The organism is Trinickia sp., from assembly GCF_051953405.1.
Classification (GTDB): Bacteria; Pseudomonadota; Gammaproteobacteria; order Burkholderiales; family Burkholderiaceae; genus Trinickia.
Genome location: NZ_JBQCIV010000028.1, coordinates 1 through 15,013 on the forward strand (window position 1 = coordinate 1; position 15,013 = coordinate 15,013).

The following is a 15,013-nucleotide window of genomic DNA, read 5'->3' on the forward strand; positions in this document are numbered from 1 at the left end:
TCAATGGCTAAGTCCGCAAAGCGCGTTGCCGTTACCGGCGCCGCAGGTCAAATCGGTTACTCGCTGCTGTTTCGTATCGCCAACGGCGATCTGCTCGGCAAGGACCAGCCCGTCATCCTGCAATTGCTCGACCTCCCGCAAGCGCAAGCTGCCGTCAAGGGCGTCGTCATGGAATTGGAAGACTGCGCATTCCCGCTGCTCGCGGGCGTGGTGGTGACGGACGATCCGAAGGTCGCATTCAAGGACGCCGACATTGCGCTGCTCGTGGGTGCGCGTCCGCGCTCGAAGGGTATGGAGCGTAAGGATCTGCTCTCCGCCAACGCCGAAATCTTCACGGTGCAAGGCCGTGCGCTGAACGAAGTCGCCAGCCGCGATGTGAAGGTGCTCGTGGTAGGCAACCCGGCGAACACGAATGCTTACATTGCGATGAAGTCGGCACCGGATCTGCCGAAGAAAAACTTCACGGCCATGCTGCGCCTGGACCATAACCGCGCGCTGTCGCAAATCGCCGCGAAGTCGGGCAAGCCGGTCGCGTCGCTCGAAAAGGTCACCGTGTGGGGCAACCATTCGCCCACGATGTACGCCGACTACCGTTTCGCCACGGCCGACGGTCAATCGGTCAAGGCGCTCATCAACGACGAGGAATGGAATCGCAACGTATTCCAGCCGACCGTCGGCAAGCGCGGCGCGGCAATCATCGAAGCGCGCGGCCTGTCGTCGGCGGCTTCGGCGGCCAACGCGGCGATCGACCACGTCCGTGACTGGGTGCTCGGCACGAACGGCAAGTGGGTGACGATGGGCATTCCGTCGGACGGCTCGTACGGGATCCCCGAAGACATCGTCTACGGCGTGCCCGTCACGTGCGAAAACGGCGAATACAAGCGTGTCGAAGGCCTCGAGATCGATGCCTTCTCGCGCGAAAAGATGGACTTCACGCTGAACGAACTGCTCGAAGAGCGCGACGGCGTGCAGCACCTGCTCGGCTAAACGCCGAGAACCGGTGCCGCCCGTGCAAGCGGGCGCGCCGAAACGATTCGAGAGCCGGCGCCGCGTACGCCGCGTCGTCATGACGCGAGCGTCCGGCGCCGGCTCACCATCTCGGATTCGCGCGTGCTTTGCGCAAAAAATCGCGTCGCAAGGTTGTCGTACATAAATTGAAATGCGATCGTAATGTGTCTTGCTCGGCGCGCCGAGCGACGTACGCCGCAGAGCCCGTCCGAATCCGGTTTTTTTTGACCACGATCGAAGCTTCCAACGCCGAAGATGCGCGCCTTGACTCCCGCCGAAGTGCTGTTTGACGGAGAAACGCCGCCCGCACTGCTGCCCGTGTGCGACCACTATGCGGGCAGCGAAAAGCTGATGCTCAAATCGCTCGCGCTTCAGTCCCAGCTCGGGCCTGTTTTCGACGTCACGCTCGATTGCGAAGACGGCGCCGCCGTCGGCCACGAAGCGGCGCACGCCGAACTGGTCGCATCGCTGATCGGCAGCGAGCACGATCGCTTCGCACGGGTGGGCGTGCGTATTCACGATTTCGCCCATCCGCATTGGCGGGACGACGTCCGCCTCATTCTGCGCGCGGCAAAGCGCGCCCCCGCCTACGTCATGCTGCCGAAGGTGCGCAGCGTGGCCGATGCGGCCGAAATGTGCGCCTTCATCGAAGCCACGCGCCGCGAGTTCGGCATCGAGAAACCCGTCCCTACCCAGCTTCTGATCGAAACGCACGGCGCACTCGCCGATGTTTTTCGGCTCGCCTCGCTGCCGACCGTCGAGTCGCTTTCCTTCGGCCTCATGGATTTCGTATCGGCGCACGACGGCGCGATCCCCGATTCGGCGATGCGCTCGCCCGGCCAGTTCGATCATCCGCTCGTGCGGCGGGCGAAACTGGAGATCGCCGCCGCCTGCCATGCCTACGGACGGGTGCCATCGCACAACGTGAGTACCGAAATTCGCGATATGTCGATCGTCGCCGCCGATGCCGCCCGGGCCCGCGATGAATTCGGCTACACGCGCATGTGGAGCATCCATCCGGCGCAAGTGCCCGTCATCGTCGCCGCGTTCGCGCCGCGCGACGAGGCGATCGCCACCGCGGCCGAGATTTTGCTGGCAGCCCAAGCGTCCCAATGGGGGCCCACGCGCCACGGCGACACGCTGCACGATCGCGCGAGCTACCGCTACTACTGGTCGGTGCTGCGCCGCGCGCGCGCGACCGGGCGCACGCTGCCCCCAGAAACGGCGCCGCTGTTCGCCAGCCCCGCCCCATCGAAGGAGACGACATGACATCGCGCGTACGCCCGGCCGGCGTGCAAACGGTGCGCAGCGCGTCGACAATAAGACCGCCCGCCCGAGCGCAAACGGCATCGGCTCCGAAAATCTGAAGTTTGTCGCGCTAAATAGGAGAAAATAGCGACCGCCGCGCGTCGCCCTATGCGCGCATAACCGGCGGGCCCGCCCGCCACGCGGTTTGTGTTCTATTTGTCTCACCGATATTGAAAAGGTCTTGATTCCATGAAGAAATTGCTGATCGCCGCCGTCGTCGCCTCGCTGTCCGCTACGACGCTCCTCGCAGCGAACAACGCATTCGCGCAAGATGGCACGGCGAAGAAGGCCGTTGCCAAGAAGCCCGCGCCGAAGCACCGCCTGATCAAGCGCAAGTCGACGAAGAGCGCTTCCAAGGTCGATCCCGTGCCGGAAGGCGCCGTGACGTGGTCCTGCCAGGACGGCGTATCGTTCGCGCTCAAGGGCGACATGAAGCGCGATCAAATCGTGACCGTCCACTGGGCCAACAAGAACTACAACCTGCCGCGCGAAAGCACGACCACGGGCGCCGATCGCTTCCATGACGCCGCCACGGGCCTCGATCTCGTCGTGATCCCGACGAAGGCGATGCTCTTCTCGGATCACGACGGCTCGCGCCTCGCGGACGAATGCAAGACGGCCGAGATGATGCAAGGCGCGCCGGCCCCGACCCAATCGAACGCGCTGCAAAAATCGGGCAGCTAAACCCTGCGCGAGGGAGCCTCGTCCCATGTCCGCACCGATCCCTAATGTCCGGCCCGCGCCGGATCGCGTGCTCGTCGACATCGTCGATTACGTTCGGGATGCCAAAATCGACGGTGTCGCGGCACTCGACACGGCACGCAATTGCTTGATCGACACACTGGGCTGCGGACTCGAGGCCCTCTCCTACCCGGCCTGCACGAAACTGCTGGGCCCCATCGTACCGGGCACCGTCGTTCCCAACGGGGCCAAGGTGCCCGGCACCCAATTTCAGCTCGACCCGGTGCAGGCCGCGTTCAATATCGGCGCCATGATTCGTTGGCTCGATTTCAACGATACGTGGCTCGCCGCCGAATGGGGGCACCCGTCCGACAACCTCGGCGGCATCCTCGCCACGGCCGATTGGGTCTCGCGTAGCGCCGTTGCCGCCGGCAAGGCGCCGCTCGCCATGAAGGACGTGCTCGTCGCGATGGTCAAGGCGCACGAGATCCAAGGCGTCATCGCACTCGAGAACGCGTTCAATCGGGTCGGGCTCGATCACGTTCTGCTCGTCAAGCTCGCCTCGACGGCAGTCGTCGGACATCTGCTCGGCCTTTCGCGCGACGAACTCGTCAATGCCGTCTCGCTCGCCGTCGTCGATGGGCATGCGCTGCGCACGTATCGGCATGCGCCGAATACCGGCTCGCGCAAATCGTGGGCGGCCGGCGATGCCACCTCCCGCGCGGTGCGCCTCGCGCTGATCGCCAAGACCGGCGAGATGGGCTATCCGTCGGCGCTGACGGCCAAGACGTGGGGCTTTTACGATGTCCTGTTCGGAGGCAACGCGTTCAAGTTACAGCGCCCCTACGGCTCGTACGTGATGGAAAACGTCCTCTTCAAGATCGCGTTCCCGGCCGAGTTCCACGCTCAGACGGCCGCGGAAGCGGCGCTGACGCTGCACGGCCGATTGCAGGCTAGCGGCAAGCGCGTGGAAGACATCGCAAGGATCACCATCCGCACCCACGAGGCGGCGCTACGGATCATCGACAAAACCGGCCCGCTCGCCAATCCGGCCGATCGCGACCATTGCATCCAGTACATGGTGGCTGTGCCGATCATTTTCGGGCGGTTGACGGCGGCCGATTATGAAGATGCGGTTGCGGCCGATCCACGCATCGATGCGCTGCGCGCGAAGATCGTCTGCGTCGAAGATCCGCAGTTCACGGCCGATTACCATCATCCCGACAAACGCTCGATCGCCAACGCATTGACGGTCGAGTTCGGCGATGGGACGCAGTTCGACGAAGTCGTGGTTGAATATCCGATCGGCCACAAGCGGCGCCGTGCCGAAGGCATCCCGCTGCTGGTGGAGAAATTCAAGACGAATCTCGCGCGCCGCTTCCCCGAGAAGCAGCGCCGGGCGATTCTCGATGTTTCGCTCGATCAATCGAAGCTCGAGACGATGCCCGTGAACGAGTACGTCGATTTGTACGTGATATAGAAGGACAGAAGGCGGGGATCCCGAATTCGGGTGTCTCCGAACGCTGGTTTAAGGTTCAAGGTTCAAGAAAACGTAGCAACGTCATTTCCTCGCTCTAAACCTAGGAAAAACCATGGCCCACAATCTGCACAACACGCTCAAGGAATTCGACAGCGGTACCGGCAAAGGCAAGTTCTATTCGCTGCCGGAGCTTGGCCGCGCGCTGAACGTCAAGATCGACCGGCTACCCGTGTCGATCCGCATCGTGCTCGAATCCGTGCTGCGCAACTTCGACGGCAAAAAGATCTCGGAAGAGCACATCGCGCAGCTCGCCAACTGGAAGCCGACCGCCGGCCGGGTCGACGAAATTCCCTTCGTGGTCGCGCGGGTCGTGCTGCAAGATTTCACGGGCGTGCCCCTGCTCGCCGACATCGCCGCCATGCGCGGCGTGGCCAAGCGCACCGGCAAGGACCCGAAAGCGATCGAACCGCTCGTGCCCGTCGATCTCGTGGTCGACCACTCCGTGCAGATCGACTACTTCCGCCAGAAAGACGCGCTCGATCTGAACATGAAGCTCGAGTTCCAACGCAACAACGAGCGTTATCAGTTCATGAAGTGGGGCATGCAGGCGTTCGACACGTTCAAGGTCGTGCCGCCCGGCGTCGGCATCGTGCACCAAGTCAACCTCGAATATCTCGCGCGCGGCGTGCACAAGAAGGCCGAGAACGGCGACACCGTCTACTACCCCGACACGCTCGTGGGCACGGATAGCCATACGACGATGATCAACGGTATCGGCGTGGTGGGCTGGGGCGTGGGCGGCATCGAGGCCGAAGCGGGCATGCTCGGCCAGCCGGTGTACTTCCTGACGCCGGACGTCGTCGGTGTCGAACTCAAGGGCAAGCTGCGCGAAGGCGTGACGGCAACCGACCTGGTACTGACGATCACCGAGATGCTGCGCAAGGAAAAGGTCGTCGGCAAATTCGTCGAATTCTTCGGCGAAGGCACCGCCTCGCTCACGCTGCCCGACCGCGCGACGATCGGCAACATGGCGCCCGAATACGGCGCGACGATGGGCTTTTTCCCCGTCGACGAAAAGACGATCGAGTACTTCAAGGGCACGGGCCGTACCGAGGCCGAAATTGTTGCCTTCGAAAACTACTTCAAGGCGCAGCAGCTGTTCGGCATTCCGAAAGCCGGCCAGATCGATTACACGAAAACGGTCACGCTCGACCTCGGCACGGTGGCACCGTCGCTGGCCGGTCCGAAGCGTCCGCAAGACCGCATCGAAATCACGCACGTAAAATCGACGTTCGCGGATTTGTTCAGCAAACCCGTGGGTGAAAACGGCTTCGCCAAGAAGCCCGCCGATCTCGACGCCGAGTACACGACGACGAACGGCGTGAAGCTGAAGAACGGCGATATTCTGATTGCCGCGATCACCTCGTGCACGAACACGTCGAACCCGAGCGTGCTGCTTGCGGCCGGTTTGCTGGCGAAGAAGGCCGTCGAAGCCGGCTTGACGGTGGCGCCGCACATCAAGACGTCGCTTGCGCCGGGATCGCGTATCGTCACCGAGTACCTGACGAAGACGGGCCTGCTGCCCTACCTGTCGCAGCTCGGCTTCGAGCTAGCCGCCTACGGCTGCACGACCTGTATCGGCAACGCGGGCGATCTGACGCCGGAGCTGAACGAGGCCATTACCAAGAACGACGTTGTTGCGGCCGCCGTGCTGTCGGGCAACCGCAACTTCGAAGCACGGATCCACCCGAACATCCGTGCGAACTTCCTGGCTTCGCCCCCGTTGGTGGTCGCCTATGCGATCGCCGGCACGATGACGCGCGATCTGATGACCGAGCCCGTCGGCAAAGGCAAGGGCGGCCGGGACATCTACCTCGGCGACATTTGGCCGTCGAGCGAAGAGGTCAATGCGCTGCTCAAGTTCGCATTGGACGCCGATGCGTTCCGCGCGAACTACGCCGAACTCACGAAGAAGGGCGATTTGTGGAGCAAGATCGAGGGCGAGGAAGGCCAAGTCTACGATTGGCCGAAGTCGACCTATATCGCCGAGCCGCCGTTCTTCGGCGAGCAGTTCTCGATGACGCCGTCGGGCGAAGTGGCGTCCATCAAGGGGGCACGTGCGCTAGGCGTGTTCGGCGATTCGGTGACGACCGACCATATCAGCCCGGCCGGTTCGATCAAGGAAGATTCGCCTGCCGGCAAGTGGCTGAAGGCAAACGGCGTGCAAAAGGCCGACTTCAACAGCTACGGCTCGCGCCGCGGCAATCATGACGTCATGATGCGCGGCACGTTCGCCAACGTGCGGATCAAGAACCTCATGATTCCGGCGAGGGAAGACGGCACGCGCGTGGAAGGCGGCTTGACGATCCATCAGCCAAGCGGCGAACAATTGTCGATCTACGATGCCGCGATGAAGTATATCGACGAGGGTACGCCGACGATGATCTTCGCCGGCGAAGAGTACGGCACGGGTTCGTCGCGCGATTGGGCGGCGAAGGGTACGCAGCTGCTGGGCGTGAAGGCGGTCGTGGCCCGCAGCTTCGAACGGATCCATCGTTCGAATCTCGTCGGGATGGGCGTGCTGCCGCTGCAGTTCAAGGGTTCGGACAGCGTGCAAACGCTCGGCATCACGGGCGAGGAGACGTACGACATCGAAGGCCTCGGCGACGACTTCAAGCCGCAGCAGGAACTCACGCTCGTGATTCACGGCAAGGACGGCAAGACGCAACGCGTGCCGGTTCTGCTGCGCATCGATACGCCGATCGAAGTCGACTACTACAAGCACGGCGGGATTTTGCCGTTCGTGCTGCGCTCGCTGTTGGCGGCGTAAGCCCGGCGTAGATGCGCTTTTTGCAGGGCCGCGCCCGTCAGGGCGCGGCAGTTGATCGGCCCGGCTCGATTCGGTTCGTAGCCGGGCTTTTTTTCGCTTTCATGGTCAAACCTGAGCCCGGACGGTGGCATCGTAAGCCATGTGCCAGCCGGCGCTACGGATGATAGTCGGGGTAACGCGGTAGAGCGGGCGCCATGTCGACCACGGCGTCGGGCGTTGGCCAGTCAAAGTCTTTCACGCCTGTTATCCAGGTGTTTCCTCCAAACTTTTCCCATTCGGTACCTGTCCACCGATAGTGGATATGCGAGGTTACCGTCCCCAGTCCTGTGTCGCCGAGATACGTCACCCATCTGACCGACAGCGTAACTTGATAATCCGCCCTCGACCAAGCGTGCTCTGGAAGCTCGGCGAAGATCGGGTTGTCGTTATACGGTGGGGGATTAATTAGCAGTCTCTGTCCAGCAGCGATGCGCCGCTCCCGCCAAGTGCCGCGCGGTGGCGCGGAGGTCTTTTTCGGAGCCGCCTTGCGGAACAGTGGCGGCTGCTCACCCGGCCGTCGCCATGCCCGCACTTCAGCATTCGGCGTCCGCCATTCCGGCAGATTCGCCCCCGGCACCTGTCCCGCACGCTGAACGCCCGGCACGGTCGGACGGTTCATCGAAGTACCGGGCCCTTGGTTTCCAGTGCGAGACTGTCCGGTTGCAATTGGGCCACTTTGTCCCGCGCCGTCGCTCGCGGTACCCGATTCATGAACCATCTCGGCGGAATCGCCTTCGGCATCCCGCAGTGAAGAGCTTTCCAGCGTGGAAAGTTCACCACCTAGGTTCACCTCCATATGTCCACGCGGATCGATGTAATCGATCGGATCGTCGCTGCAATAAGCGTATGGGTTGATACCCGCCGGTCCGAACGGGCTGAAGCTATCGGCGGCATTGAAGCGCATCAGCGCCGGCAAGTACCATCGGTAACCGTTGCCCAGCGGCACCGTGCCTGTCACGGGGTCCAAAAACGCACCGCTAAAACCGAGGATGGAAATCGCGCTCATGGCTTATGAGCCTCCTTTGCGCCGCTGCGCTTTTCGTCGACTCATGAGGAGCGACGCTGAAAGGCCGCCTAAAACCGAGCGACGTTACAGTGCGCACCCTGTCTCACCCTGTTTCCCGCCGGCCAAGCAACCGGTCCAACTCTGCGTTACCAGACTATATGCTCGCGCTGGGAGGGCTCCGTTGGCAGGCGGTTGATGCTCGCATAAAGGCCGGCTATTAAAACTTGAACGCCAGCATCGTGGGGGTCTCAAGAAGCCGTTGGATCCGTAAATATTCTTTGGAAAGCCTCTCAACCTGCCCGCTTTCGACGAAAGATTCAGTTTGGCGATTGATGGCATTAGTCACGGTGTTTAAAGATTCATCCGCCGCGGTTAGTTGTCTACGCCCACGGAGACGAAGCGCCTTCTCCTCTCGGGCTAGACCCAACTGCTTCTTCGAAAAAATTTCCGGCCTAAGATCGGAGAGGTCCGTACTCAGCGCTTCCCGGGCTGCGGTATTGACCCGGAGGTCCGCGATTGTCGTCTCCGCGTTTCTTAGGCTCAGGCTGGCGTGATCGAGATGGAATTGGATGTCGTCGGCATACAGCAACGCCGGGTTCCTCATCGGTGCGGTTGCGGGCTGTGACGGCGACGGGAAAGCGGCAGCTTCGGACGGGAAAGACCGATCTGAGACGTTGGGTTCGCGAACGGGCTGTCCCGGCACGGCACCCGGTCTTTGTACACTCGGAGCAATTCCCTCGCCGCTTGACGGCCCGCTCGCCCCACCACGTTCCCGAAAAAGCGAAATCCGCAAGTCTCCCCGAAAGTGACGGTAAGCCAGTGCTGCTGCGCCTATTCCCACCGTCGCGACGCCAATACCCAAGACGACCCAGACGCTCGCGTCAAAATCCGCGAAATGCCCGGTGGGATCGATATGATTGATCGGATCGCCAACGCAGTACGCGTACGCATTCCCACCTCCCAAGCCAAAGGGACTGAAATCGTCAGGGGCATTAAACCGCATAAGTGCCGGCATGTACCATCGATAGCCGTTCCCTAGCGGGTACCCGAAAGAAATGCGGTCCTCGCTTGCGCCTGCAAAGGAGAACGTTTGCGCCATACTCATGGATTTAGCCTCGTCAGACCTTCAATGAAACCCGCCGGAGCAGTCATTTCCAAAGCGACGCATAGCTCGCTGGATAAGCGCCTCGGTGGAAATTCTTGCCAGCCGCCGGATAGGAGAGCGGCTCCGGGTAACTCACCGCGTTGGGGTAGGTGGCCGGCCCCGGGTATCTGACCGACTGCGGATAAACATGTGGCCGCGTCAGTGCGTGAGATTCGCGCGTATCCACTGCAGCATGGTCGGCCTCGACTTCCGGCATCATCGGAAACAGCTTTTTGAGGAGTACCGAGCCGCCTATCATCAGTCCAGCAGTCAAGCCAATATGCGTGCCCAGGCGAATACTCGCACCGACGGCGCGCCTCGGCAATGAAGGAGGTTCGAGCGCCGGCCGTGCACTCTTGGTGTCTTTCATCGCTGTTCGCCCGGCTCTTTCCAAACCCTCCTCTTTGCCGAGCGCCCTCGTTACCTTTCCGCCTTGCGAAAACGCGTCCTTTACTCCGTCGACAAGAACTTCCTCGACGAACTTGGTCCCGGCGCCTACGGCATCGGGCACCATCGACGCAATTCCCAGCCACTTCCCCGTCTCCGCGGCGGTTTTGCCCGGAATTTGTCCCAACACATCGGACGCGAGCGAGAGCACAAAGCCGGCGGCCAACAACAGAAGGCCCCACCCACCCGTGCCGATTGCAAAAGCCAGGAAAAGCGCCGTGTCGATTCCGGCCGTCACGCCGAATTGCGCAGCATCGAAGTGCCCTTTGGGCGCGAGAAACATCACGACGTCCTTGATGATCCCCAAGAAACTGAAGTCCCCGCCGGGATCGGCGCGGTTGATCGGATCGCCCAGACAGTAGACGTATGGGTTGACTCCGCCAAGATGGAATGGACTTTCCGCATCCATAGATGAAAATCTCATCAACCCCGGCAGATATAAGCGATGTCCGTTGCCAAGCAGATATCCGCCGCTGATTGGATCGCAACACGCGCCGGCAAAAGCGTCGATCGGTTTTGTAGCCATAGCCTTTCCGTAATCGTTATCTGCGTCTCATGAAGGTCAGCCAAGCATCGATGCCGCTACTACCCCTTGTTGGTCGTATCGGCCACGATCGGCTCTTCACCGTACGCCGAATAGGCGCGTTGCTGCGGGGCACTCTTAGCCTCGTTACTCGCGCTCAGTACCGAGCCCAGATGGTCGCAACCCAGCAGCCAGCCGCCAGGATTGCTACCCCCACTGTTGTACTGCGCCACGGGTTCGCCGGACAACGAGCGAACCAGGCGAACGGGACTGTCGTCCTGGATCAGATTGACCAGCTCCTGCGCCCGGTAGTAGAACGAGGTCGATTGGTCCATGGTTTGTCCAATGGCGCCCCATGTTTGCGTTCCGAGCCGGTGAAATGGATCGTAGGTATATGCGCCGCTCAGCCCTGTTCCGCCCTTCCCCGCGCCGTTTGGCGTACTCGTCGCACCGTCGACACGGCCTAGCGAATCGTAGTGCAGCGTTGTACCCATTCCGTCATCTAGGATTCGTCCCGCCGCATCGTACTTGACCGAGAACGTCGACGGCTCGTAACTCGAATCCGTGTGAGTACCGCCCAATACACGGCATGGGTCGGTCGTGTAATCGAAGTTGAATGACGTGGTGTTTTCTCCCCCATTCAAGAACGCCGATTGCACCTCGGTAATATTGTTCAAGGCGTCCAGGGTGAAAGCCTGCTTCGTCAGCGCGTTTCCGTAACGATCGCATGGAAGTGCCAAGCCGCTTGCATCCGCCTGCCAGGTCACCAAACGGTTTCGCGCGTCGTAGTCGAACGTTTCGGATCGAAGCGACGCGTTATTGAATTGCGTCGTTCGTCGCTTGAGCAAGTCGTTCGCTTGCCAGCGGTCTTGGGCGATGGTCCAGTCATTCGTGCCGTCGCCCGTCTGGCGAGACGTCTCGCGGCCGAAGTCATCGAGTTTCAGCGTCGTGTTCAAGGTGTAATTTCCGCTGCTGTTTTTGGCTTCGGAGGCCCAGCCCGTCAAGCGACCGGCAGCATCGTAACTCGGCAGCACCGAGATCTTTTCGTCCGATACCCCGTCGATGCGCCCGTATTCATCGCGTGAAAGCGTCGTGATCGCGCCATCGATGTGCGTGTAGGTGAGCAGCGCGCCACCGACCGTATACGTATAGCCAGTCTCTTGCGCAGCCGAGTTCGCGCGCGCCGCGTCGCTGTACGGGGGCAAGTCGGCGCCGTACACGAATGCCTCGTTCTGCAATCGGCCGGAGGGGTAAAACGGCGTCAAGCCGATTGCAGACACTGTGTTGTCCCGCCCCCCCTGCCGCTGCGCCCTCGCGGTCTGCATGAGGCCGGTGCCATGTTCATAGGTGTAGCCAAACGTCTCCTCACCGACCGTCATTTGCTCCACCGCTTCATCCAAAGCATCGATATAGACGTAATTCCAATGCACCCCATCGGGTGCAACCGTCGTACTCGGCTTCCGATAACCATCTTGCACCGTCTCGTTCCAGGCGTATTGATAGGTCCATGTACAGCCACCCACCGTCTTGGACGTCGTTCGACCAAGGCCATCGAAGGTTCTGGTTCCGACCCCGCACATGCCGGTGAACGGCGTTCCGCTCCTAGCCAATAAGCCTTTGACTTGAATTGCGTCCACCCATCTCGCCGGGGACTTATCGCTGTATGTCTTTGTCACAACGGTGCCATCCGGGAGCGAGTTCTGAACGACGCGTCCCCAAGCATCGTATTGATGCGACGTCACTTGACCCAGCTCGTCGGTCTCTTTCTCGACCCAATACAGTCCGTTGTATTGCCGTGAACGACTGCTATATGGCTCGCTGCCTTCCTGGACGGGAAACCCATCGCTCGCGAAATAGCGATCCGATCTGAAGGCTTTCTGACTAAAGTTGTAATCGTAGGCAGTGACGTACGTCCCCGTGTAGACCGTCTCGCCATCGGCGGTACCGTAACGCGTGGTGCTCACGGTTTTGCCGACCGGATCATAGGCCGTGGCGTCGACCGTTCCGTCCGAAAAGCTCTCCAAACAGCTTTGCCCCCAACCGTCGTACACGATCGCTTTGCTGAGGCTATAAGTAGACGTCACATCGTTCGCCGGATCGACCGAATGGTCCTTCGAGGTTTGCTCCGATAGACGCCCCATAGCGTTGTAGGCTCGGGACTCCATTGCATACCAATCTTGCGCATCGGCAATGTCGATCGCATTGATCTCCTTGAGCAGCAAGCGGTGAAGTCCATCCATGGTGTACCGGATACAGTTACCCTTGGCATCGGTCTGCACCACTTGAAATGGCTTGCTTCCGCTATCGTCGATCGCGTAGCTGTACGTGAAAACGTTCTGATAACTCTGGTCGTAATCCGCATCGCCGTTGGGGGCGTTCAACACGCGCTGGGTCAATCGCCCCAAGCTGTCGTACGTATACGCTGTCACGTTATTTAAGATGCTTCGCTCTTCGAGAACGCGCCCCGTCGAAACCGAAGCCGTCTTGCTCTGCACGATCTGCAGGTATCCTGCCGGGTGACCGTCCGCGGTCGCCTTGACGTCCGGGTCGTAGACCGTTTGCGTATGGCAAGTTGTCAGGCCATCGACGCTCGCCACCGTTTCTGCCGTGTAGGAATAGGTTGTGTCCGTCTGGTAGTAATCGTTCGACGACGAACGCTTGCCTTTCGGGTAATGCAACAACGAATGCGTTATCAGACGCCCGGCGTCGATGCCGCCCGCGGTATCGTAGGCGTATGTCGCTTCAGCCACGACAAAGCTCGGGGCGGAGGTAGCATTCCGTCCCACCTCCGTCGAGGACGCGTCGCCGCTAGCGTGAGATTCGCCCGTTTTTAAAACTAGCCCGTTGACCACATATGCGTCGCCGTTCCACTGCACGGGTATCGCGTTGTCGTAGGTATAGTTTGTTTGTTGGACTGGGCCGCCAGCCGTCATCCAATCGGTTTGTTTCACGCCCGTCGGATCGACGCACATCCATTTGGCAAAGCGGGTGAAACCGTTCGGGTCCGCGGGGCACAGTAAGTCGCCCTTAGTATCGTAGGTCGCCTCACTGCCATCGTAGTACTCCCAACTGACGAGTAGCCCGCTCGGTTCGGTGCGGCTGATCGGATTCCCCCATTCGTCCCATGTGTATAGGCTCGTCTCGCTGTAACTCGGGTCGTTGCTCCTATCGATGCCGTCAACCCAGGTTGTCTCTTCTTTCATTGGGCATTGAAAGTAAGCAGGCAAACCTTGTGGCGGCGTATTCCCGTACGAGCTTTCGTAGTAATCGTTATCGTAGTAAGTCGTCTCTTTAATAACTGTTTTCTGTGCGTCGCTGCCTTGGGTCACCGTCTCGCCGGTTTGCAAATGAAATTTATCGTACACGCGTACCGTCGATCGATCGCCGCATACTTCCGTCGACCCGTAGGCGTAGGCGCTATCGACAACGTAAAGGTTGTCCAATACGTTGCTCCATACAACGTCCGAACCGCCTGCAACAAAGTTATTGCTCGTATAAGTGAAGGTGGACACGATCTCCGGCTGGCTCGCGCCAGGATCCTGCGTGTGCGTGTACACTCTGGGTAGCGAGTTAAGGTTCGCCGATGCCGGAAAAACCGCTCCGTCGTCCCCCCAGCGATACTCCACCGTCTCGGCCATCCCGCCCGGCGCCGTCACTTTATTGAGCCAATATCCCCAATAAGGATTTCCGTCAACCATATCGCCGGCGGGTGCATACTCGAGCTTCCATTCCAGCGGCGTTTGCGCATTGCTTACATCGACTTTGGTCAGGAATCTTTCGTTTTGGTGTATCTCGCCGTAGGTGAGTTCGACGACATACTTTTCCTTCGGCTGATCGGGGAAAAAATTGAAGCTGACGGTGTTGGTATCATAATCGCCGCTGACCAGCGTCGCGCCTGTATCGTCGGTGATCTTTTCCAGTTTGGGGAGGCCGTTTTCCTCCGTCCAAAAGAATGTGAGTGCATGGCCGGCCGCACTGACCATCAGCAGAGGTAATTTCGCCGTTCCACCGGTATCTGCGCCCATTAGGATTTCGATGTCACCGGATTTGTGAGTGACCATGTAGCACGACGTGATCGGCCCAAGCTGGGAGTGAAAGTTACACTCCCCCGAATCGAAGCGCTCGAAAAGCACGTTGCGCAACATCGTTTGATTCAAGCTCAACGTGGTGCCGCCATCGGTGTTTGCGACACGGCCTCGCTCGTTCTGGTCGTCTCCCGACACGACGTACCGCTCACCGGTGGACAGGAGCAGCAAGCCGTAGTTTTGTTCAACGTTGGGTTGGTATACCGAAAAATTGAACGATATCCCGGCACCGAGGCCGACGGCCTGGCCCTGACCACCCTGCAATGTGGCCATCGGGCTGTAGTTGGCTACGATCGGCAGGACAGGCCCTAGGCCGCGGTTGCCGATGATTTTGCCTAAAGTAATATTCGCGCCGAATAGACCTGTTCGTGGATCCACTTGGCCTGCCACTGCGCTAGTGAAATTTCCGGCCTGGCTCACAAAAGACGGGGTGGAGCTGCTGCTCATGGCGTATCTCCTCAA

The 15,013-nt window shown here is 60.5% G+C and carries 9 protein-coding genes; 5 read left to right on the forward strand and 4 right to left on the reverse strand.

Features of this window, described 5'->3' with window-relative positions; genetic code table 11:
* Positions 1–3: 3 nt before the first annotated feature.
* The 5 genes from ACTHN9_RS04760 to acnA all read left to right on the forward strand — a co-directional run bounded on the left by ACTHN9_RS04760 (position 4) and on the right by acnA (position 7,307).
* Positions 4–987 carry a malate dehydrogenase gene (locus ACTHN9_RS04760; RefSeq protein WP_440535614.1) on the forward strand — a complete coding sequence of 328 codons (984 nt, stop codon included), beginning with the start codon at positions 4–6 and terminating at the stop codon, positions 985–987.
* Positions 988–1,263: 276 nt separating this feature from the next.
* Positions 1,264–2,277: an HpcH/HpaI aldolase/citrate lyase family protein gene (locus ACTHN9_RS04765; protein ID WP_440535599.1), complete on the forward strand. Its 1,014-nt coding sequence runs from the start codon at positions 1,264–1,266 to the stop codon at positions 2,275–2,277.
* 228 nt (positions 2,278–2,505) lie between these two features.
* On the forward strand, positions 2,506–3,000 hold the full coding sequence (locus ACTHN9_RS04770) for a hypothetical protein (protein ID WP_440535600.1): 495 nt from the start codon (positions 2,506–2,508) through the stop codon (positions 2,998–3,000).
* Between the two features lie 25 nt (positions 3,001–3,025).
* A complete protein-coding gene (locus tag ACTHN9_RS04775; RefSeq protein ID WP_440535601.1) occupies positions 3,026–4,477 on the forward strand; it encodes a bifunctional 2-methylcitrate dehydratase/aconitate hydratase in 1,452 nt (483 codons plus the stop codon).
* Between the two features lie 112 nt (positions 4,478–4,589).
* A complete protein-coding gene (acnA, locus tag ACTHN9_RS04780; protein ID WP_440535602.1) occupies positions 4,590–7,307 on the forward strand; it encodes an aconitate hydratase AcnA in 2,718 nt (905 codons plus the stop codon).
* A gap of 154 nt (positions 7,308–7,461) precedes the next feature.
* Here the strand turns inward: acnA and ACTHN9_RS04785 are convergent, their stop codons facing one another.
* From ACTHN9_RS04785 to ACTHN9_RS04800, 4 genes are all read right to left on the reverse strand, one after another.
* Positions 7,462–8,352 carry an RHS repeat-associated core domain-containing protein gene (locus ACTHN9_RS04785; protein ID WP_440535603.1) on the reverse strand — a complete coding sequence of 297 codons (891 nt, stop codon included), beginning with the start codon at positions 8,350–8,352 and terminating at the stop codon, positions 7,462–7,464.
* A 217-nt stretch (positions 8,353–8,569) separates the two neighbouring features.
* Positions 8,570–9,457, reverse strand: coding sequence for an RHS repeat-associated core domain-containing protein (locus tag ACTHN9_RS04790; RefSeq protein ID WP_440535604.1), 888 nt, complete (start codon positions 9,455–9,457; stop codon positions 8,570–8,572).
* 43 nt (positions 9,458–9,500) lie between these two features.
* Complete coding sequence (locus ACTHN9_RS04795) at positions 9,501–10,469, reverse strand: RHS repeat-associated core domain-containing protein (RefSeq protein ID WP_440535605.1); 969 nt, start codon at positions 10,467–10,469, stop codon at positions 9,501–9,503.
* A gap of 59 nt (positions 10,470–10,528) precedes the next feature.
* Positions 10,529–14,998, reverse strand: a complete 4,470-nt coding sequence (locus ACTHN9_RS04800) for an RHS repeat domain-containing protein (protein ID WP_440535606.1) — start codon at positions 14,996–14,998, stop codon at positions 10,529–10,531.
* Positions 14,999–15,013 lie beyond the last annotated feature (15 nt).

Bases quoted from the DNA above. Each gene is read 5' to 3' on its own strand.
- ACTHN9_RS04790 (WP_440535604.1), bottom strand. From the start codon at position 9,457: ATGAGTATGGCGCAAACGTTCTCCTTTGCAGGCGCAAGCGAGGACCGC.
- ACTHN9_RS04770 (WP_440535600.1), top strand. From the start codon at position 2,506: ATGAAGAAATTGCTGATCGCCGCCGTCGTCGCCTCGCTGTCCGCTACG.
- ACTHN9_RS04800 (WP_440535606.1), bottom strand. From the start codon at position 14,998: ATGAGCAGCAGCTCCACCCCGTCTTTTGTGAGCCAGGCCGGAAATTTC.
- ACTHN9_RS04775 (WP_440535601.1), top strand. From the start codon at position 3,026: ATGTCCGCACCGATCCCTAATGTCCGGCCCGCGCCGGATCGCGTGCTC.
- acnA (WP_440535602.1), top strand. From the start codon at position 4,590: ATGGCCCACAATCTGCACAACACGCTCAAGGAATTCGACAGCGGTACC.
- ACTHN9_RS04795 (WP_440535605.1), bottom strand. From the start codon at position 10,469: ATGGCTACAAAACCGATCGACGCTTTTGCCGGCGCGTGTTGCGATCCA.
- ACTHN9_RS04785 (WP_440535603.1), bottom strand. From the start codon at position 8,352: ATGAGCGCGATTTCCATCCTCGGTTTTAGCGGTGCGTTTTTGGACCCC.
- ACTHN9_RS04760 (WP_440535614.1), top strand. From the start codon at position 4: ATGGCTAAGTCCGCAAAGCGCGTTGCCGTTACCGGCGCCGCAGGTCAA.
- ACTHN9_RS04765 (WP_440535599.1), top strand. From the start codon at position 1,264: ATGCGCGCCTTGACTCCCGCCGAAGTGCTGTTTGACGGAGAAACGCCG.